This is a genomic window from Marinobacter salinisoli (assembly GCF_017301335.1).
GTDB lineage: Bacteria > Pseudomonadota > Gammaproteobacteria > Pseudomonadales > Oleiphilaceae > Marinobacter > Marinobacter salinisoli.
Genome location: NZ_CP071247.1, coordinates 92,063 through 110,639, shown reverse-complemented (window position 1 = coordinate 110,639; position 18,577 = coordinate 92,063). Strand labels below are relative to the sequence as shown.

Annotated in this window: 21 protein-coding genes; 9 read left to right on the top strand and 12 right to left on the bottom strand. The window is 59.6% G+C overall.

The annotated features are described in order from the left end of the window. Window positions 1-71: 71 nt before the first annotated feature. Both LPB19_RS00535 and secB read left to right on the top strand, forming a co-directional pair. Window positions 72-488 carry a rhodanese-like domain-containing protein gene (locus tag LPB19_RS00535; protein WP_206644156.1) on the top strand — a complete coding sequence of 139 codons (417 nt, stop codon included), beginning with the start codon at window positions 72-74 and terminating at the stop codon, window positions 486-488. Between the two features lie 141 nt (window positions 489-629). After that, window positions 630-1,136 carry a protein-export chaperone SecB gene (gene secB, locus LPB19_RS00530; RefSeq protein ID WP_206644155.1) on the top strand — a complete coding sequence of 169 codons (507 nt, stop codon included), beginning with the start codon at window positions 630-632 and terminating at the stop codon, window positions 1,134-1,136. A gap of 69 nt (window positions 1,137-1,205) precedes the next feature. Here the strand turns inward: secB and trmL are convergent, their stop codons facing one another. The 4 genes from trmL to traF all read right to left on the bottom strand — a co-directional run bounded on the left by trmL (window position 1,206) and on the right by traF (window position 5,507). Beyond that, on the bottom strand, window positions 1,206-1,670 hold the full coding sequence (gene trmL / locus LPB19_RS00525; protein WP_206644154.1) for a tRNA (uridine(34)/cytosine(34)/5-carboxymethylaminomethyluridine(34)-2'-O)-methyltransferase TrmL: 465 nt from the start codon (window positions 1,668-1,670) through the stop codon (window positions 1,206-1,208). Between the two features lie 5 nt (window positions 1,671-1,675). Continuing rightward, window positions 1,676-2,854, bottom strand: a complete 1,179-nt coding sequence (locus LPB19_RS00520; protein ID WP_206644153.1) for an acetyl-CoA C-acetyltransferase — start codon at window positions 2,852-2,854, stop codon at window positions 1,676-1,678. Between the two features lie 114 nt (window positions 2,855-2,968). Then, window positions 2,969-4,090: a multifunctional CCA tRNA nucleotidyl transferase/2'3'-cyclic phosphodiesterase/2'nucleotidase/phosphatase gene (locus LPB19_RS00515; protein ID WP_206644152.1), complete on the bottom strand. Its 1,122-nt coding sequence runs from the start codon at window positions 4,088-4,090 to the stop codon at window positions 2,969-2,971. 130 nt (window positions 4,091-4,220) lie between these two features. Beyond that, window positions 4,221-5,507: a conjugal transfer protein TraF gene (gene traF / locus LPB19_RS00510; RefSeq protein ID WP_206644151.1), complete on the bottom strand. Its 1,287-nt coding sequence runs from the start codon at window positions 5,505-5,507 to the stop codon at window positions 4,221-4,223. 257 nt (window positions 5,508-5,764) lie between these two features. Between traF and LPB19_RS00505 the strand changes: the two genes are divergently transcribed. Continuing rightward, window positions 5,765-6,310, top strand: coding sequence for an LPP20 family lipoprotein (locus LPB19_RS00505; RefSeq protein ID WP_206644150.1), 546 nt, complete (start codon window positions 5,765-5,767; stop codon window positions 6,308-6,310). Window positions 6,311-6,334: 24 nt separating this feature from the next. Continuing rightward, window positions 6,335-7,555, top strand: a complete 1,221-nt coding sequence (locus LPB19_RS00500) for a flagellar assembly protein T N-terminal domain-containing protein (RefSeq protein ID WP_206644149.1) — start codon at window positions 6,335-6,337, stop codon at window positions 7,553-7,555. A 13-nt stretch (window positions 7,556-7,568) separates the two neighbouring features. Here LPB19_RS00500 and LPB19_RS00495 read toward each other — a convergent pair whose 3' ends face one another. The 8 genes from LPB19_RS00495 to LPB19_RS00460 all read right to left on the bottom strand — a co-directional run bounded on the left by LPB19_RS00495 (window position 7,569) and on the right by LPB19_RS00460 (window position 14,610). Continuing rightward, window positions 7,569-8,027 (bottom strand): SufE family protein, encoded by a 459-nt coding sequence (locus LPB19_RS00495; RefSeq protein WP_206644148.1) that lies wholly within the window; start codon window positions 8,025-8,027, stop codon window positions 7,569-7,571. Continuing rightward, window positions 8,027-8,569 (bottom strand): putative Fe-S cluster assembly protein SufT, encoded by a 543-nt coding sequence (gene sufT / locus LPB19_RS00490; RefSeq protein WP_206644147.1) that lies wholly within the window; start codon window positions 8,567-8,569, stop codon window positions 8,027-8,029. The genes LPB19_RS00495 and sufT overlap by 1 nt, the downstream gene beginning before the upstream one ends. Before the next feature lie 44 nt (window positions 8,570-8,613). Next, window positions 8,614-8,967, bottom strand: a complete 354-nt coding sequence (locus tag LPB19_RS00485) for a HesB/IscA family protein (RefSeq protein ID WP_206644146.1) — start codon at window positions 8,965-8,967, stop codon at window positions 8,614-8,616. 13 nt (window positions 8,968-8,980) lie between these two features. Next, window positions 8,981-10,234 carry an aminotransferase class V-fold PLP-dependent enzyme gene (locus LPB19_RS00480; protein ID WP_206644145.1) on the bottom strand — a complete coding sequence of 418 codons (1,254 nt, stop codon included), beginning with the start codon at window positions 10,232-10,234 and terminating at the stop codon, window positions 8,981-8,983. Window positions 10,235-10,240: 6 nt separating this feature from the next. Further along, window positions 10,241-11,527: a Fe-S cluster assembly protein SufD gene (sufD, locus tag LPB19_RS00475; RefSeq protein WP_206644144.1), complete on the bottom strand. Its 1,287-nt coding sequence runs from the start codon at window positions 11,525-11,527 to the stop codon at window positions 10,241-10,243. Between the two features lie 12 nt (window positions 11,528-11,539). Then, window positions 11,540-12,313 (bottom strand): Fe-S cluster assembly ATPase SufC, encoded by a 774-nt coding sequence (gene sufC, locus LPB19_RS00470; RefSeq protein WP_206644143.1) that lies wholly within the window; start codon window positions 12,311-12,313, stop codon window positions 11,540-11,542. A gap of 60 nt (window positions 12,314-12,373) precedes the next feature. Beyond that, the gene (sufB, locus tag LPB19_RS00465) at window positions 12,374-13,822 is read right to left on the bottom strand and encodes a Fe-S cluster assembly protein SufB (protein ID WP_206644142.1); all 1,449 of its coding nucleotides are present in this window, start codon (window positions 13,820-13,822) and stop codon (window positions 12,374-12,376) included. Window positions 13,823-14,163: 341 nt separating this feature from the next. Beyond that, complete coding sequence (locus LPB19_RS00460) at window positions 14,164-14,610, bottom strand: hypothetical protein (RefSeq protein WP_206644141.1); 447 nt, start codon at window positions 14,608-14,610, stop codon at window positions 14,164-14,166. Between the two features lie 356 nt (window positions 14,611-14,966). On the opposite strand from LPB19_RS00460, the gene LPB19_RS00455 reads away from it, so the two are divergent. From LPB19_RS00455 to LPB19_RS00435, 5 genes are all read left to right on the top strand, one after another. Further along, window positions 14,967-15,362, top strand: a complete 396-nt coding sequence (locus tag LPB19_RS00455) for a hypothetical protein (RefSeq protein WP_206644140.1) — start codon at window positions 14,967-14,969, stop codon at window positions 15,360-15,362. 191 nt (window positions 15,363-15,553) lie between these two features. Beyond that, window positions 15,554-15,742 (top strand): hypothetical protein, encoded by a 189-nt coding sequence (locus tag LPB19_RS00450; RefSeq protein WP_206644139.1) that lies wholly within the window; start codon window positions 15,554-15,556, stop codon window positions 15,740-15,742. 134 nt (window positions 15,743-15,876) lie between these two features. Then, on the top strand, window positions 15,877-16,209 hold the full coding sequence (locus LPB19_RS00445; protein WP_206644138.1) for a hypothetical protein: 333 nt from the start codon (window positions 15,877-15,879) through the stop codon (window positions 16,207-16,209). Window positions 16,210-16,273: 64 nt separating this feature from the next. Further along, entirely contained in the window at window positions 16,274-17,635 is a 1,362-nt protein-coding gene (locus tag LPB19_RS00440) for an alpha/beta hydrolase (protein WP_206644137.1), read from the top strand. Then, window positions 17,632-18,522: a hypothetical protein gene (locus tag LPB19_RS00435; RefSeq protein WP_206644136.1), complete on the top strand. Its 891-nt coding sequence runs from the start codon at window positions 17,632-17,634 to the stop codon at window positions 18,520-18,522. The genes LPB19_RS00440 and LPB19_RS00435 overlap by 4 nt, the downstream gene beginning before the upstream one ends. Window positions 18,523-18,577 lie beyond the last annotated feature (55 nt).

Here is an 18,577-nt window from a genome sequence, read left to right as displayed (position 1 = left end):
ATGCTGCCCGCCTTCTGTGACTGCGCCGGTGCGTGTATAATCCAGCCAAAATTTTTTGTCAGGGTATTTTCATGGATCGTCTGATCGAGTTCATTTTTAACCATTACATCCTCGTGTCACTGTTCGTGGCGTTCCTGCTGGCTATTCTGGTTCTGGAATCACGCCGCGGCGGGAGCAAGGTGTCCGCTCAGGAAGTCATTCGTCTGATCAATGGCGACCAGGCGGTGGTTCTGGATATCCGGGATCGCAAGGACTACGGGGAAGGGCGCATTACCGGAGCCATCAACATCCCTCTGAACAGCCTGAAGAGCCGCGTGGCGGAGCTGTCCAAATACAAGGACAAGCAGATCATCGTGGCGGATAAGATGGGGCAGCACTCGGCCATGGCCGTTAAGCAGCTGAACGCCGAGGGCTTCACCAATGTGGCTCGCCTGAATGGCGGTATCACCGACTGGAAAGCCAGTAATCTTCCGCTGGTGAAAAAGTAAGGCTGAAAGGGGCTCTTGATCTGGAGCCCATTCTGCCGCACTGTTTCACATCAGCCGGCGGAGCCAATCAGTAAACTGCTCCGGTAGCACATTTCATTAACCTGGGCGCCAGGCCCACGAGAGAGAACAAAAGGAACGACAATGGCTGAGAACCAGCAAGCCGCCGCAGGCAGTGACAACCAGAACCAACCCCAGTTTGCCCTTCAGCGCATCTATGTGAAGGATTTGTCCTTTGAATCACCGAACTCCCCGCTGGTGTTTCAGGAGCAGTGGAAGCCGCAGGTGAATCTGGATCTCAACACGTCTCATAACAAGCTTAGCGATAACCAGTACGAAGTTGTTCTGTCGCTGACCGTTACCGCCAAGATCGGTGAGAAAACCGCTTACCTCGTGGAAATCCAGCAGGCGGGTGTGTTCCTAGTGCACGGTATCGAAGGGCCTCAGCTGGGCCAGATGCTGGGTGCTTACTGCCCGACCATCCTGTTCCCGTACGCACGTGAGGCCATCGACGGCATCGTTGGCAAGGGTAGCTTCCCGGCCCTGATGCTGGCGCCGGTCAACTTCGATGCGATCTACGCCCAGGCTCTGAAGCGCAAGCAGGAAGAGGGTGGCGATGAGGCCAGCAAGGAAGAGCAGCAGACTCACTGAGTCGGCGATTCCAAAAAAAAACCGGCCTGGAGGCCGGTTTTTTTGTGCTTGCACATCAGCGGTTGTCGGTCAGACGGAGCCCGCGAACCCCATTTGCCGCCAGGCCTCATACACCACCAGCGCTGCCGTGTTGGACAGGTTCAGGCTGCGGCTCTCCGGCCGCATGGGTACCCTAAGGCGGTGTTCGGCGGGGAGTGACTCCCGGACCTGTGCCGGCAGCCCCCGGGTTTCCGGGCCGAACATCAGGTAATCGCCCTGTTCGAAGCTCACTTCATGGTAGTGGTGCTGGCCTTTGGTGGTGAAACCAAACAGGCGCGCGGGCCGTTCGGCTTCGAGAAACTCCCCGTAACTGCCATGCACCTTGACCGAGGCGTACTCGCTGTAGTCCAGCCCGGCCCGCCGCATCTGCTTGTCCTCCAGGGTGAAGCCCAGGGGTTCAATCAGGTGCAGCTGACAGCCGGTGTTGGCGCACAGCCGGATGATATTGCCGGTGTTGGGCGGTATCTCCGGTTCGTACAGCACCACGTTCAGCATCGATGTTAACGCTCGACCGCCAGGGCAACGCCCATGCCGCCGCCGATGCACAGAGTCGCTAGGCCCTTGTGGGCGTCCCGGCGAACCATTTCGTGCAGAAGGGTGACCAGGACGCGGCAGCCGGAAGCGCCGATCGGATGGCCCAGGGCAATGGCGCCGCCGTTCACGTTAACCTTGTCGGTATCCCAGCCAAGGTCACGGTTGACGGAAATAGCCTGTGCGGCGAACGCCTCGTTGGCCTCAATCAGGTCCAGCTCGTCGACGCTCCAGCCGGCCAGTTTCAGGCAGCGCTGGCTCGCCGGAATCGGTCCGGTGCCCATGATGGTGGGGTCCACGCCGGCATTGGCGTGTGCCTTGATGGTCGCCAGTGGCGTCAGTCCCAGTTCGCGGGCTTTATCCGCGCTGCAAACCATAACGGCCGCCGCCCCGTCATTCAGCGATGACGCGTTGCCGGCAGTGACAGATCCGTCCTTTTTGAACGCCGGGCGGAGCTTGGCAAGGCCTTCGCCGGTCACGCCATCGCGCGGACACTCGTCTTTGTCGACGATGATCGGGTCGCCTTTGCGCTGGGGAATCGAGACCGGCACAATCTGGCTGTCAAAATGGCCCGCGCCCTGGGCGGCCACGGCCTTCTGCTGGGAGGCCGCGGCAAACGCATCCTGTTCCTCCCGGCTGATGCCGTATTTATCAACGATGTTTTCGGCGGTGATACCCATGTGGTAGTCATTGAAGGCATCCCACAGGCCATCGGTGATCATGGTGTCCACCATGTTCCAGTTGCCCATGCGCTGGCCGTTGCGGCTGTTTGGTAGCACGTGTGGCGACTGGCTCATGCTTTCCTGGCCGCCGGCAATCAGGAGTTCGGCGTCGCCGCAGCGAATAGCCTGAACCGCCATATGAACCGCCTTCAGGCCAGAACCGCAGACCTTGTTGATGGTCATCGCCGGCACAGAGGCGGGCAGGCCCGCGTTAATGGCAGACTGGCGAGCCGGGTTCTGGCCGCAGCCAGCGGTCAGTACCTGGCCGAGAATGACCTCGTTCACTTGTTCGCCGCTGATGCCTGTCTCTTCCATCAGGGCTTTGATGACGGCAGTGCCCAGCTGGTCCGCCTTCAGGCTGGAAAGGCCACCTCCGAAAGCACCGATGGCGGTACGTTTTGCAGCAACAATGACAACATCACGCATAAGATCTCTCCGGATAACGGGGCGCGGTCTGGTTCTGTTCGCGCAAGTTTAAAAAGTGGCCGGCATTGTAGCCGGAAAGTTGTATCTGGCCCAAGGCAGTCAGACTGAGTGCGGTCAGGGGTTATCGCTGACCAGCGCCCGGCTGATACGTTTGAGTCGCTCCTGCTGAATGGCTTCACCCAGCGCCTTGCCTTTGAATCCCTGCGCCAGTAGGTCTTTCGGCACGACCCCGGAGGCTGCGGTTGCGGCCAGGCGCAATGACCGGACGCTGGCTTGCGCGCTGTCGGGCAGTATGCAGGGCAGAACTTCCAGCACGGCATCAAACCTTTGTGCCCGACGCCAGAGATCGGTCTTGTCGAGCAGTTCAAGTAGTGTATCTGGCGCAAGCGGCTCGTCGCTACCATTGATCAGGACGGGTTGCAGGGAGGCGATCAACCGCGCCATGGTCTGGCAGTCATTGGGGGCTTTCAGGGCTTTGGTCCGCCGGGCGATGTCGGGTTCGGGAATCGGCGAAAGTACGGCCGCAAACCGTTGTGCCACGGTTCCGCCGTTGCGATGGACGCAGCGCAGAGCAGCAACGGCGTGCTCGAATTGATTTGATGCGGTGAGTTCGGGAAGCAGCGCGTCGAGCGCACCGCAGTGGCGCAGCACCTCAAAAAAGGTGCCGGGTTCGTTTTCCTGCAGGGCTCGTTGGATCTCCTGCCAAACCCGTTCGGCCACCAGGTGCTGGACCTCGCCGTCTGCGACCATGGTACGCATCAGTTCCATGGTGTCCTGGCAGACCCGAAAACCCATGGGTTCAAAGCGGGCAGCAAAGCGGGCGATCCGCAAAATGCGCAAAGGGTCTTCGGCAAAGGCCTCCGATACATGGCGCAATTGGCGGTTCCGAATGTCGGTCTGGCCGTCGAAGGGATCGATGATCTGTCCCTGCTCGTCCCGGGCGATGGCGTTGATGGTGAGATCACGCCGTTGCAGGTCTTGCTCCAGGGTAACGTCTGGAGCACTGTAGATCTGAAAGCCGTGATAGCCGCGGCCCTGCTTTCGTTCGGTGCGGGCCAGGGCGTATTCTTCGCGGGTTTTGGGGTGCAGGAAGACCGGAAAGTCCGCGCCTACCTGCTTGAAACCCTTGGCCAGCATTTGGTCCGGCGTTGCGCCGACCACCACCCAGTCGCGGTCTTTGACCTCCAGGCCCAGCAGTTCATCGCGGACAGCTCCGCCCACCAGATAGGTTTGCATCAAGGATCCGGTCCCCAGTGAGAAATGTCCCGGGATTATCCGATTCCCGGCAGACAGAGGCAAACCCGCAGCGCCAACAAAAAAGCCCGCACGGCGAAACCGGGCGGGCATTCGGGGTCAGCCGAATTGGTTAGAACGCGGTGCCGAATTCCAGGGCGGCGCCCACGTCTGCATCACTGTAAAGCGCGCCCAGATCGAAGCGAACGCCCATCAGGTTTACGCCAAGGCCAGCGGTCAGCTGGGTTTCCTCCGCAATGCCGTCGTTGTCGTCGTTGCTGGCCAGATTGTGGCGAACACCAACTCGCAACTGGGCATAGCGGAGGGCGTCGAACTCAGCGCCCACGGCCAGCCACTGGGTGTCATCTTCAAACCCGAAGGCTTCTTTCTTGGTCAGATCCAGCTCCGCAGTGACGACATGGTAGTCCCCGGAGTGGGCGATGCCCGCGGTCACCATGGGATCTACCTTCAGGGTGTACTGGTCGGCGGTGTTTGCCGACTCCAGTTCCATGGGAATCATGTTCCTGACCACCACGCCCGCATTCCACTGGCCGTCGTCCCCGAAGCGGTAGGCGGCGCCGATATCCACGTTAAATCCGTTGTCTTCGGTCATGTTGTCGTCGGCATCTGCATTGTCGTCGTCAAAGCCGGAGACGGTTTCTGTGTACTGATAGGTCCGCAGTTCCATGTACTTCGGTGAGAACCCGAGCTGGAAGGTGCTGCCATCGGACAGCGTGAACTGGCGGGCGAAACTGATGCCGACTTCACCAATGGCTGAGGCAAGGACGCTGCCGCTGGAGTCCAGGGTCAGTTCGCCGTTATCGGTCACCGCATCCAGGGCGGCATCAACGTCCGCTGCCGTTGATGCGTTGGCGACGGCATCCAGCAGGGCCCGATCGTCATTGGCAAGTTCGCCGCGCACGGTAGCCGTCAGACTGGCATCGGCGAAGAAACCGACGGCGATGGTCTTGCTTGGCACTGCCAGAGAAAGTCCCGCACCAAGGTTGGTGCGCACGGTGTCGCGGTCAAAGGCGGTCAACCGGTCCCGCAGGTCTGCGGCCCCATCCCGCACCGGCTGCGGGTCATCGGTGGCTGGATCGAAATTCGCCGTGCTCGCCTCGAACTGAGTGATGGCGTCCTGGAGGTCGTCAATCTGGTCCAGCACTTCTTCTTCATCCGCCGCGCGGGCGTTCGCTGAAGGCAGAATGAGCCCAAAATCGTCCGACCAGTCGTGATGATTGCCCGCCATCAGAGCAGGATTGTCGAGCGGAGCGCTGCCGGGGTGGGCCACTGCCACACCGGTTCCTGCCATTCCGAAGGCGCGCGCGGAATTGAACGGGGCCGGGCTGGCCAGGGCGGACGCGGTCGAGACGGACAGGCCGATGGCGACGGATAGTTTGGTTAACTGATTGTTTTTCATTGTGCGGTGCCTTGGGATTAGCTTTGTATTGGGCAAAAAAACGAATAGTCAAAGGAGGTTAGAGCAGGCCGGGTAGGCCATGCATGAGGTATGTAGTAACGGTTTGTTTACAAATGTGTAATCGGTGGCAGGGTTTTGCCGCTGTTGGTCATGGAGGGGCGCGGAACGCTCTTCGGTCGACTGATATGGCGCGGGATTTCACGGGTTGGCCTGATTTTTTCATGGACAGGGAAAATTGGTCTGTCCGGAGAAATGCAATGCCCCTTCGCAGAATACTTGTGCCTGTTTTTGCCCTGCTGCTATCGGCCTGTGCGCCGGTTGGCGGGTATCAGGACGGCAACCGTTATGACGATGGCACCCGCAAGCTGGAACCCATCACGGTTCGGGTGAGTGGGTTTGGCACCTATGAGGATTCCGTGAAGGACCGGCTCAATACCCGCAAGCGTTTGCTCGCCCGCCGTGCCTCGCAGCTGGACGCCTACCGCAACCTTGCTGAACGGGTGTACGGGACCGTGATTTACGGCAGTTCGACGGTGAATGATTTTGTCCTGCGCAGCGATAACTTCCGGACCTACGTAGACAGCTATATCCGGGGCGCCAAGATGGTGGCCGTGAACGAACACAGCGATGGTGTGGTCGAGACGGTGATGGAGCTGAAACTGGAACCCAGATTCCGGGCCTGCGTCGCTGAAGTGGCGGACGATCAGGTCCGGGACCTTTGCCCGATTCCGGTACCGCGTTACAACGACAGCGCCGGCGATGTCCACAGTCGGGGTGTCGATTCCCTGTACTACCTGGACTGATACCGGATGTTGTCGGGAGATATCATGGCTTGTTCCAGGCTGAGTGTTGCGCCGCTGGCACGGTGTTTTGGGCTGCTTGCCCTGCTTGTGCTGTCTGTGCCGGCTTCGGGCGTCGAGTTGGAAGGCGTCGGGCACGCCACGATTCATCATGGCGATGTCGAGACTGCCAGGGCGCAGGCTCGTCAGTCGGCGCTGCGGGATCTCGCGCTGCAGTATGAGGCGCAGGTCAGTACCCGCGATACCCTGGAAAACGGTGTGCTGACGGAGTCTCGCATGCAGGTGGCTGCCAATGCCCGGGCTCATAATGCCCGGATTGTGGATGAAGTTCGCCGCGGCAATCTGATGCGGGTTGTCGTGCGGGCCGACATGTCCCGTGGCAACTCCTGCGCGGCCGGTGACGCTGCTGGATTGAAAAAACGGGTGGCCGTCACCGGGTTTCCTCTGCTGTTTCCGGAGCAGGCCCGGCTGGGGCAGTTGCAGGATGCCGGCGAAATGTTGCCGCAGCAGCTGCAGGCCAATCTTCGGAACGGCAATCGGGTACAGGTGTTCAATGCCTCAGCCACCAGCATGTTTGGTGATCTTGCCAACGCGCCCACAGAGCCGCGAGGCGACAACCGCCTGAACAACGTACTGGAAGTGGCGCGGGAGCTGGGCGTTCAGTTTGTGGTGACTGGCGTCATTCGCGATATCGGCGTTGCTGACCCGGCGGCCTGGGGCACCTCCGTACTCAATCGTATGCAGCGCACTCTGGGGGCGGCCGATCAGTCACGTCGGTTTGTGGTCGATCTGATGGTGTTTGATGGCTTCAGTGGTTCACCGGTTTACCAGGAACAGTTCCAGGCATCGGCGGACTGGGATGTCGCTGCCGGTGCCGCAGATGGGTTTGCTTCGGCAGGCTTTCAGCAGTCGTCGTTTGGGCAGGCGGTGAGCCAGGTGCTGAGCGATATGACCGGGGCTGTTATCGCGGCGGTGGCCTGTCAGCCGTTCATGACCCGGATTGTCCGGGTCGATGGCAATCGGGTAACGCTGGATTCCGGGGCAACCGCCGGATTGCGTCCGGGTGATGAGCTGCACATCTACCGCAGCACCCGCTACTTTGATGCGCCGGGCAGCACGCCAGAGCTGCGTGATGCCGGGGTATCGGTGACCTTGAACAATGTGCATCCGGATTTCAGTAACGGGCGAATGATGACGCCGGGGGGGCAGGTCAACATTCAGAGGGACGACATCGCGATAGTCTGGTGACCGGTGCCGCGGCTCAGGCTGCCTGAGCTGCGGCAATATCCCGGATTTTTCCGACCATGGCCCGCAGACCGTTACCCCGGGTGGGGGAGATGTGACGGAACAGATCGAGTTCTTCAAACAGCTCGTCGATGTCCGTGGTCAGCAATTCTCTGGGTGATTTGCCGTTCAGGGCCACCAGAATAATTGCCGCCAGGCCGCGCACGATCATGGCGTCGGAATCGATCAGCAGATACAGCCTGCCGCTGTCTTCGTCGTAGTGGTGAATCAGCCATACCTGGCTCTGGCAGCCATGGACGTAGTTTTCTTCCACGCGGGCATCGTCCGGAAACGACGGCAACTGCTTGCCCAGGTCAATGATGTACGCGTACCGCTCTTCCCAGTCGTCCAGGAACTCGAACGCATCGGTCACGTCATCAAGCGTGGTTTCGGTGCCTAGCGGGTTGGTCTTGAAGTCCTGTTCGCTTGCGGTCATCAGAGCATTCCCAGTTCCAGCTTGGCTTCGTCGGTGAGCATGTCGTTGCTCCAGGGCGGATCGAAGGTCAGGTCAACGGTTACCTTGTCTACATTGGGCACCTGCTCGGTCTTGTGTTTCACATCATCGCAGATGACTGGTCCCATACCACAACCGGCTGCGGTCAGGGTCATCTTGATGTACACGTGGTTCCCATCCTCGGTGCCATTCTCGATTTTGCACTCGTAGATGAGGCCCAGGTCCACCACGTTGACCGGGATCTCCGGGTCGTAGCAGTTGCGCAGCGCTTCCCAGACCTGGTTCTCGTTCACCGACCCATCTGCGGGTGTCTCGAAGCTGCTTTCCAGAGGTTTTTTGCCCAGGGCGTCGGCGTTTTGGCCCTCAATGCGGGCCAGATTGCCGTTGACTGCCACGGTAAAACTGCCGCCCAGTGACTGTGTGATGGTCACGAAGGTGTCGGCCGGGATCATGATTTCCGTGCCGGCAGGGACAAGGCGCGCTTCTACTTCGCGCTTGGTCAGGACCACTTCCCGTTCTTGCATGCCCAATTTGGCCTCGCTGCTATCCGTTAGTTACCTGAACTGGCTCAGGCAACAGTAAAACTTTCCCCGCAGCCACATTCGGCGGTGGCGTTGGGATTGCGGTACTGGAACATGGAGTTGACGCCAACGGTGACGAAATCAATCTCGATACCGTTCACCAGCGGCAAGTGTTCCTCTTTAACGATGATATCGACACCATCGACGTGGAACACCCGGTCGTCGGCTTCGACGTTCTCGGCCCACTGGGTCTCGTACTTGAAGCCAGAGCAGCCGCTTTTCTTGATGAACAGCCGGATGCCCTTGGCCTCGGGCTGTTTCTCCAGTTGCTTCCGCACGTGTTTAACCGCGCTGTCGGTCATGGTGACGGCGACGGTCGGGGTGAAGACTTCAGCTGTCATATTTCCACCTCCCTCAGGCAAACAGGCGCTGGATTTTCTGCAAGGCGGCAAACAGTTGGTCCACCTCCTCAAGAGTATTGTAAAACGCAAAAGAGGCCCGTGCTGTACCGGGAACTCCATAGAAGTCCATCAGCGGCATGGCGCAGTGATGGCCGGTGCGGATCGCGATCCCCTGCTGATCCAGCAGGGTGCCGATGTCACTGGGATGCAGGCCGGCGATCTTGAACGACATGACCGGCACTTTCTTTCTGGCGGTGCCAATGACTTCCATGCCGGGCACGGTGGCCACCAACTGGTTCGCGCGCTCCAGCAGGGTGCTCTCTGCGGCTTCCATTTTTGCTCGGTCGAGACCGTTCAGGTAGTCGATGGCGGCGCCAAGGCCAACCGCTTCGGCGATGGCCGGTGTGCCCGCCTCGAATTTGTAGGGCAGGGTGTTCCAGGTGGTTTTTTCAAACGACACCCGCTCGATCATCTCACCGCCGCCCTGGTAAGGGGGCATCTCTTCCAGCAAGCTGGCTTTGCCGTAAAGCACGCCGATGCCGGTGGGGCCGAACAGTTTGTGGGACGAAAATGCGTAAAAATCGCAGTCCAGTGCCTGCACGTCTGGCTTGTAGTGCGGCACGGCCTGGGCGCCATCGACCACGGTCAGAACGTTGCGTGCCTTGGCCTGCTGAATCAGGTTGGCAACCGGGTTCACGGTGCCCAGAACGTTCGAGACGTGGGTGATGGCGAGAATGCGGGTGCGATCACCGAGCAGGCGCTCGAATGCGTCGAGGTCCAGCTCGCCTTCCGGCGTGACGTCCACCGGGACCACCTTCGCGCCGGTGCGCTCGGCCACCATCTGCCAGGGCACGATGTTAGCGTGGTGTTCCATCCGGCTCACCAGAATCTCATCGCCCGGGTTCAGGCGCGGGGCCAGCCCGTTGGCAATCAGATTGATGGCTTCCGTGGTGCCGCGGGTCCAGATGATTTCCCGGGTGCTGTGGGCGTTCAGGAACTGACGCACGGTTTCGCGCGCGCCTTCAAAGGCGGTGGTTGCGCGGTCTCCCAGGGTATGCGCGCCACGATGCACGTTCGAGTGCATTTCCCGGTAATAACGGTCCATGGCGTCCAGCACGGCCAGCGGCTTCTGGGCCGATGCGCCGTTGTCCAGGTACACCAGCGGCTTGCCGTTGACCTGCTGGGACAGAATCGGGAAGTCCCTCCGGATGGTCTGCACGTCAAACACTGGTTGGTTGGCTGAGTTTGCCACGGATAAATCCGTCATACCCGGCTACGCCTCCTGAAAGGTGTGATCGAAGAACTGGTTTAGCTGCAGCTGCACGGTCTCTTTAACGGCGTCCACTGGAATTTCTTCGACCAGTTCGTTAATGAAGGCCATGGTCAGCAGCACGTTGGCCTCGCGGCGGCCAATCCCGCGGGACACCAGGTAGAACAGCGACGTTTTGTCCAGCTGGCCAATGGTGGCGCCGTGGGCGCACTTCACATCGTCGGCGTAGATTTCCAGCTCGGGCTTGGTGTCGATTTCTGCACCGTTGGACAACAACAGGTTCTTGTTGTTCATGTCCGCGTTGGACTTCTGCGCATCCTGATGGATGTGAATACGGCCGTTGAACACCGCGTGGGAGGTGTCTGCCGCGATATTCCGGTAATTTTCTTCGCTGTTGCAGTGCGCGGCCACATGTTCGATGCAGGTGTGATTGTCGTAGTGCTGTTTGTCCTGGGTGACAACCACGCCATTGAGCTTGCACTCGGCGCCTTCACCTTCAAGACGAACCTGCAGGTCGTGGCGGCGCAGGGGGCCCCCGAAGCCAACGGTGTGGCTTTCGAAGCGGGAGCTGCGCTGCTGGCGAACGCCGGTGGCACCAATGTGCTGAACGCTCTCGCCTTCGGTGTTCAGGCGCACGTTGGTGACGCTGGCGCCATCGGCCAGGTCAAACTCGGTTACGGTGTTGACCATGACCGGCGCACTGCCAGTGGACATGTATTCTTCCACCAGAGTGATCTGGCTGTGCCGGCCGGCATCGACGAAAATGCGCGGAAACGCCGAGCCGCTGGCGTTTGCGGTTGCTTCGTGGACGATGAACAGCGGCTGGTCGAGCCGGGCGTCCGGCTTCAGCTGGATCAGCAGGCCATCTTCAAAGCGCGCCGAATTCAGTCTCGCCATTTGCACGGCATCGGTGTCCAGCGTGCTGTCAAGGCGAGCCGCAAGCTCGGTGGCCTCGTCGTCAGACAGGTCACTGAAACTGCGAATACGGATGCCGTCCAGGTCCGGATAGTCGCTGGCTTCCGGCATCATCACGCCGTTCAGGAACACCACCTTGTAGCCTGGCGCGGCAAGGCTTGCGCTTGGTTTGCCGTCGCTGGCCAGCGGTGAGGCCATCTCATCGCTCAGCTTCAGGTACTTGCTGGAGTATTTCCAGTTCTCGGTTTTACGCGTCGGCAGCGGCATGTCGGCCAGGCCGGTGCCGCGCTCGGAGCGCAGCGCCAGCAGCGGCGTTGGCAGGGATTGCCCTGCCGGCTGAAGGAATGCCGGTGAGAGAGTCGGGGCTGGTTTCATTCCATCACCTCCTTACTGACCCGTCTCGTTGGCGGTGTCTTCGTCCCGGATGCCGAGCCAGCCGTAGCCGCGCTCTTCCAGCTCCAGGGCCAGTTCACGGCCACCGGATTTGATGATCTTGCCGCCGGCCAATACATGCACGTGATCTGGCACGATGTGGTTCAGCAGGCGCTGGTAGTGGGTCACCATCAGGATCGCCCGATCCTCGGAACGCAGCGCGTTCACGCCGTCGGAAACGATCTTGAGCGCATCAATGTCCAGACCGGAGTCGGTTTCGTCCAGAATCGCCAGCTTCGGCTGCAGCAACAGGGCCTGCATGATTTCGTTGCGCTTTTTCTCGCCGCCGGAGAAGCCCTCGTTGACGCCGCGCTTGAGGAAGGCCGGGTCCAGGTCTACCTGTTTGGACACTTCCTTCGCCAGCTTCATGAACTCGGCCGCGTTGATTTCCGGCTCACCCTTGTGGGTGCGCATGGCGTTCACGGCCGTGCGCAGGAACTGCAGGTTGCTGACACCGGGAATTTCCACCGGATACTGGAAGGCCAGGAAAATGCCCTCGCGGGCGCGCTCTTCGGTTTCCTGTTCCAGCAGGTCCTTGCCGTTGAGGGTGACTTCACCGCCGGTGACTTCATATGCCTCGTTGCCTGCCAGCACCTGAGACAGGGTGCTTTTGCCGGAACCGTTGGGGCCCATGATGGCGTGAACTTCGCCAGGCTTAACTTCCAGATTGATACCCTTGAGGATCTCTTTGCCCTCAACCGATGCGTGCAGGTTTTTGATGCTCAGCATGTATGCGGTTCTCTCTTTTTAAACTCTTTGAATTCGTTGGTCGGCGTCTGTCCGCGGGATTTAGCCCACGGAGCCTTCGAGACTGACTTCCAGCAATTTGCCCGCTTCTACGGCGAACTCCATCGGGAGTTCCTTGAATACCTCTTTACAGAAGCCGTTGACGATCATGGAAACCGCCTGCTCCGGGTCGATACCACGCTGACGGCACAGGAACATCTGCTCGTCACTGACCTTGGAGGTGGTGGCCTCGTGCTCGACGATGGCGGACTTGTTCTTGCTCTCGATGTACGGGAAGGTGTGCGCCGCCGAGCGATCACCAATCAGCAGTGAGTCGCACTGGGTGAAGTTACGCGCACCCTCGGCGCCGGGGCCAAACTTCACCAGGCCGCGGTAGGCATTAGAGCTTTTGCCTGCCGAAATACCCTTCGAGATGATGGTGCTCCGGGTGTTTTTGCCCAGGTGAATCATCTTGGTGCCGGTGTCGGCCTGCTGGAAGTTGTTCGTCAACGCGACCGAGTAGAACTCGCCCACGCTGTTCTCGCCCCGCAGCACGCAGCTCGGGTACTTCCAGGTCACGGCGGAACCGGTTTCAACCTGAGTCCAGGAGATCTTGCTGTTCTTGCCAATACAGGCGCCGCGCTTGGTGACAAAGTTATAGATACCGCCCTTGCCGTTCTCGTCGCCCGGGTACCAGTTCTGCACGGTGGAGTATTTGATCTGGGCATCATCCAGCGCCACCAGCTCAACCACCGCCGCGTGCAGCTGGTTCTCGTCCCGCATCGGCGCGGTGCAGCCTTCCAGATAGCTGACGTAGCTGCTGTCTTCGGCGATGATCAGGGTGCGCTCGAACTGGCCCGTGTTGGCCGCGTTGATCCGGAAGTAGGTGGACAGCTCCATGGGGCAGCGAACGCCCTTGGGCACGTACACGAACGTTCCGTCGGAAAACACCGCCGAGTTCAGCGCAGCAAAGAAATTGTCGCCTTGGGGCACCACCGAGCCGAGGTATTTCTGGACCAGTTCCGGGTAGTCGCGAATCGCTTCAGAAATGGAGCAGAACACAACGCCAGCCTTGGCCAGCGGCTCTTTGAACGTGGTTGCGACGGACACGGAATCGAACACGGCATCAACGGCAACACCGGCCAGCTTTTCCCGCTCGTGCAGTGGGATGCCCAGCTTCTCATAGGTCTTCAGCAGCTCCGGATCCACTTCGTCCAGGCTCTGGGGCATATCCTCTTTGCGCTTGGGCGCCGAGTAATAGGAGATCTCGTTGTAGTCGATCTTCGGGTAGCCGACATGCGCCCAGTCCGGCTCGTCCATTTCGAGCCAACGACGGTAGGCCTTCAGGCGCCACTCCAGCATCCACTCCGGCTCACCCTTGATCTGGGAAAGCCGTGCAATCACGTCTTCGTTCAGGCCGGGGTCGAAGGTTTCGGCTTCAATTTCAGTGACAAAGCCGTGCTCGTACCCTTTTTTGATCAGCTCGTTCACCTCTTGATCGGTGGTCGCCATGATCGTCGCTCCGTATTCTCTCATCGCGGGCGCTGTCGCCCTTGGTGTGCCGCCGGGCCTAGGTGTCTGACCGACGGGCGGATGTCATCAGTTTGGGTGTCGCAGTGGTCGCTCATCCTGTGAGTACGCCCCGCAATCGGTTTTTGGATGACGGGCCGGTTCAAAGAGGCCGGCTGCAGTGCTGAAACAGCAAAAAAGGCCGGCGCGCCCGTTAGTTCTGGCGAGCGATTATACAATACCAGAGTAAATTAGTCAGGTATTAAATCGTGCGTGGCGGGATTATACCGCATCCGCGGGGGCTGGCACCAAGACAGCAATTACCGAAGAGGGCGCCAGGGCCTTCAGTCAACGGTTTGGTAGAGCTCTTCGAGGTCGGTGGAATAGCTCACACCCACCAGGCGCCATCCGCTGCCGGCCGGCTGGTAAAAGGTGAAGCGCCAGGCGATGGCGGCGGTCTCGAACTTCTGGAGCCAGGTTTCCCGGGTAAAGTCGTCGGCAATGACTTCTGCCTTTACCCGGGAGGCGCCCACCGGGTCGCCCGCGGTATTTCGGACTTTCTGGAAATAAGCCGCCGCTTCCTTCCCGGACTGGTCGTAAGCATCGGCAGAAACGCCTAAGTAGGGGCGCAGGCTCTGGTAGGCGGGCAGAATCCGGCCACTGGCCACCATGTCCATGAACGCGCCGGTCTGTTGGCGAATATCGTCGCGGCCAGGCAGTTCTTGCTCGGCGTTGGCCGGGCCGGCAACAAGCAGGCAGAGCAGGCAGATCAGTGGCAGGTTCGGGCGCATGGATTCATCTTCCTTGATTCAGGTGCGGGTCAGTTAGCGGTCTTCCGGTCCGGGTTAATCGCAGTGTCTTCGGTCGCGGCATTCACACAACATACCCGCTGCCGGGGGGGGATTCCAGAGGCGGTCCTTCGCGGATTTTCATGTCGGCGGTCGCAAGAGCGGTATTGCCCGCGGGGGCAACCGGGGCGCGGGTTTGGTGGGAACTGATCTGGCTCAAGTCGGGTTCAGTTCAGTCCATCAGACACCGCAATTCCGCAATGCTGTACTAGACTTCATACCTGCGAAGGGCTCTCTTTGCAGGCTCACCGGTTTTGCGCTGGGATTAACCTGAACACATGAATGTGGGGTGATACGTCATGCTTTGCCATTCTTCTGGTCTCCTGCGAGCCAACGCTGGCAGCACAACCAAAGGCTTTGTCATCCAGCTGGCACTCTTGACCGGTCTGATGGTGGCGAGTCTGTTGTGGGATCAGACGGGCCAGACGACAACGCCCTCCACCGCCATCACACTTTCCGGGCTCACCTCGTACGACGTCGACAGCGCTCTCACAGACAGTCTCGATAACGGCGAGCAGCGCCTGCATGAAAACGGCGCCAGCACTGATGCGGCCAGTCAGCCCGAGGGCGTGCCAGCAGACAACTGGCTGCCCCTGAATCGCGGCGATTATGGCATTGACAGCGGTTTTCGTTTCTACGTGCCCGGCCTTGAGGAATCCGAGGTTTTCGGGCCTCCGCGGGTCGACGAAACCTAACCGACACAGAGCGCGCAAGCGCAAACAGGACCTGAGCGTGATCATGCCGTTGTCCTCGCCAAGTCCCAAACAATACACGAACTGGGCGCCGCCGAAGGCGAAAAAGTTATAGGACAGAACTGCCGGCCGCCTACGGAGAAGTGTGGTGTTTCGTTCAGCCTGAATTCCGAGTGCGAAACAAGGAACGACACATGAGCGTGACACTCAGAACCTGCCTGATCCCCGCCTTGATGATCCTGTTTGTGCCATGGGCATCGGCGGCAGATTCCTCCGCCGGTTATGGCTCGGGACCCACAGAGAAGGATCATGTCGGCGAGAAAGAGTACTCGGCTTACCTGAACATCGGTTACCCCCAAAGTGTGTTCTGGGGCGACACTTAACTGCACACAGCCCTTTCAACCGATGCCGGCATGATCGGCACGACGCTTGGGCTGGAAGAAGCGTACTGCTTTGCGCTTTGGCGGAATGTTGTCCAATCTGTGGTAAAGGGACTTGGCTGATGGGATGCGAGGGAATGGGAAAGAGTGGTGTGGCCTTGTTTATGGTGTTTGCGTTGACGGCATGTTCCTCTTCTTTTCATGGCTCTTACGCGCCCATCAGTTACGTTGGCGGCGGTGCTATCGAAGGGTCAGAGCCGCTGGGCAAGGTCGAGGGCAGTAGTTGTCAGACCAAGTTCCTCTATGTGTTGCCCATGGGCGACGGCGTCTCGACCAGCGAGGCGGTTCGGGCGGCCAAGAATGCCCGCGAAGGTGCGCGGTACCTCGCCGATATCGCGATCGACGATCGCACAAACTGGCAATTCGGGTATCTGGAACAGTGTATAACCGTCGAGGCCATCGCCTACTGACGACGAGCGTAAATCCCCGTGAACCGCACCCCGTGCCCGTTGGCGGGCATTCAGGAGAGTGGCCATGAGGTGCAGTGACTCCGTCGACTGCCAGAGGTTTTTGCGGTATGCCCTCGTGGTTCTGCTGTCGCAGCTGGTTGTTGCCTGTGCGCAGAAGCCTGTCGGTCAACTGGAGCTCATGCCGCCTCCGGATGTGTATGGTGATGGCTTGTTTAACCCCTTGCCCAAGAGCAATCCCTTCCTGGATATTCCTTACGACGGCATTCTCTACGCCACCGATCGCCAGCCGGCGGGCCCCGATGACGACGAACTCTTTTATCGCAACGAGCGTGGCCAGGTGCTGCGCCTGGGGTACGCGGAAATCCAGATGGGCGAGGGCGATCTGACCTGGGAACAGGCGCGCGAAGTGTCCCTGCTGAAAGCCCGAACGGAAGAGTTTCCGGTAAAGATACGGGATGTCACCGAATGGGGCATTGTCACCGAGACGATTCCTTTCTGGGCCGATGCCGATCTGCCTGAGGAAGCCCCCATGCCTCCCGATGCGGTGGATCAGTTTGCCGCAGCAATCAATGCGCAACTGGCCAATTCGGCCTCGAAAGATATTTATCTGTATACCCACGGCTATCTGGTGACGTTCGTCAACCCGCTGCTGGTCTCGGCAGAGCTCTGGCACTTCCTGGGATATCGGGGCGCCTTTATTGCCTACGCCTGGCCATCGACACCCCACCGGCTGGCCTACATCAAGGATTCCGATACGGCGGTTGGTTACGCCAGAAACCTGCGGCTGCTGATTGAAGGGGTGGCCGAAAAAACGAACGCGGAAGAAATTCACATTATCGGTTACAGCAACGGTACGCGGCTGGTGGTGCAGGCGCTGGAGCAATTGGCGTTGATCAATCAGGGCCGCACCAAGGAGGAAATCCAGCAAGACCTGCGCATTGGTAACGTCATTCTGGTGGGTAGCGACATCGATCGGGCGGCCTTTGGCAACGCACTGGCCGACGGTTTGCTGAATGTGTGTCGGCATCTCTCGATCTACGTATCGTCAGAGGACAAGGCACTCGGTATCTCACGATTCCTGACCAACAAACGCCGCCTGGGCGAGCTGTGGACGGAGGGCGGTGACGAGATTCACCCGCAAGCGCGCCAGGCGCTGGAAAAGCTGCGCGGGCAGATGAGTTTTATCAACGTGACCGAAGCCGAAGGCGCGACATCAGGCAATGGGCATCACTATTTTCGCCAGAGCCCCTGGGCCAGCAGCGATATCCTCATGACCCTGTACTACGGTCTTACGCCTGAGGAGCGGGGGCTGGTTCGGCAGACCGATCTGCCCGTTTATACCTTCCCGCCGGACTATATTTCCCGCCTTTGGGGCAACATCCAACGCCTGAACCTTGATTCTCCAGGGGCGGATTACAACCCGTGAAGACGATCCTGCAAGGCTTTCATTCATTCGGCATCGTGCTTTTGGCAGCGTCCATTTTCTACCTCGGCTATGCCTTGCTGCAAACCGCAGACCGGGTTGAACTGATCGTGGCCAAGACGGAGGGTGTCGCGGAATCGCTCGCTCCAGTGGTCGAGCTGGCGCCGGAATTTCTGGAGGAATCGAAGCAGGCCCGAATTCTGGTCGAAGAAGTGGTTGCCGAGGTGGCGGCGGTGCGCCTGCTGGTTCCAGAGCTATTGGCGGAATCAGCGGCCATTCGGGAAAGCCTGCCTCCGGTGCTTGAGCAAGTGGGCTTGATGAGAAAAGAGTCCGAGATGATTCGGGCAGAGGCCGCGCGGGTTCGTGTGCTGATTCCGGAGGTGCTCGCGGAACTGGAGGCCTATCGGGCTCTGGTGCCGCAGGTGCTGGACGAAAGTCGCCGTATTCGGGAAACCATTCCCCCAACGCTCAGCCGGGTCGAGCGAATTGTGTTGGAAGCCGATGACATCGCCTCGAAGGCCGGAGAAAACGTATTCACGGGGGTGATTTCGGGGATATTCAAAGCCCCGGTAAAACTCTTGGGGAATGTCACCGATTTTCTGTTGCCTTCGAACGCCAAACTGTCCGCCAGCGACGAGGCCAAGCTCAAGGAGCAAATGCAGATTTTTTTGAATATTGCACAAATCGGCGACATTCAGACCTTTGTGACCGAAGATCCGACGATTTCCCTGCAGTTCGAGCTACTTTCTTCTGTGGTGATTGATTCCATGGACTGTCGGCTGGTGGCGCTCAGAAGCCGTAAGTCGAACGAGCTGTTCAAGCAAACCGAGCTGCAAATATGTCTTGATGAAGACGACAACTGGTTTTTGCACAGCTCGGAAGATCGCTAGCCTGATATCCCGGGTAAACCCCGTTGCCGGGTCATCCCACGCGGCAGGGGTTAAT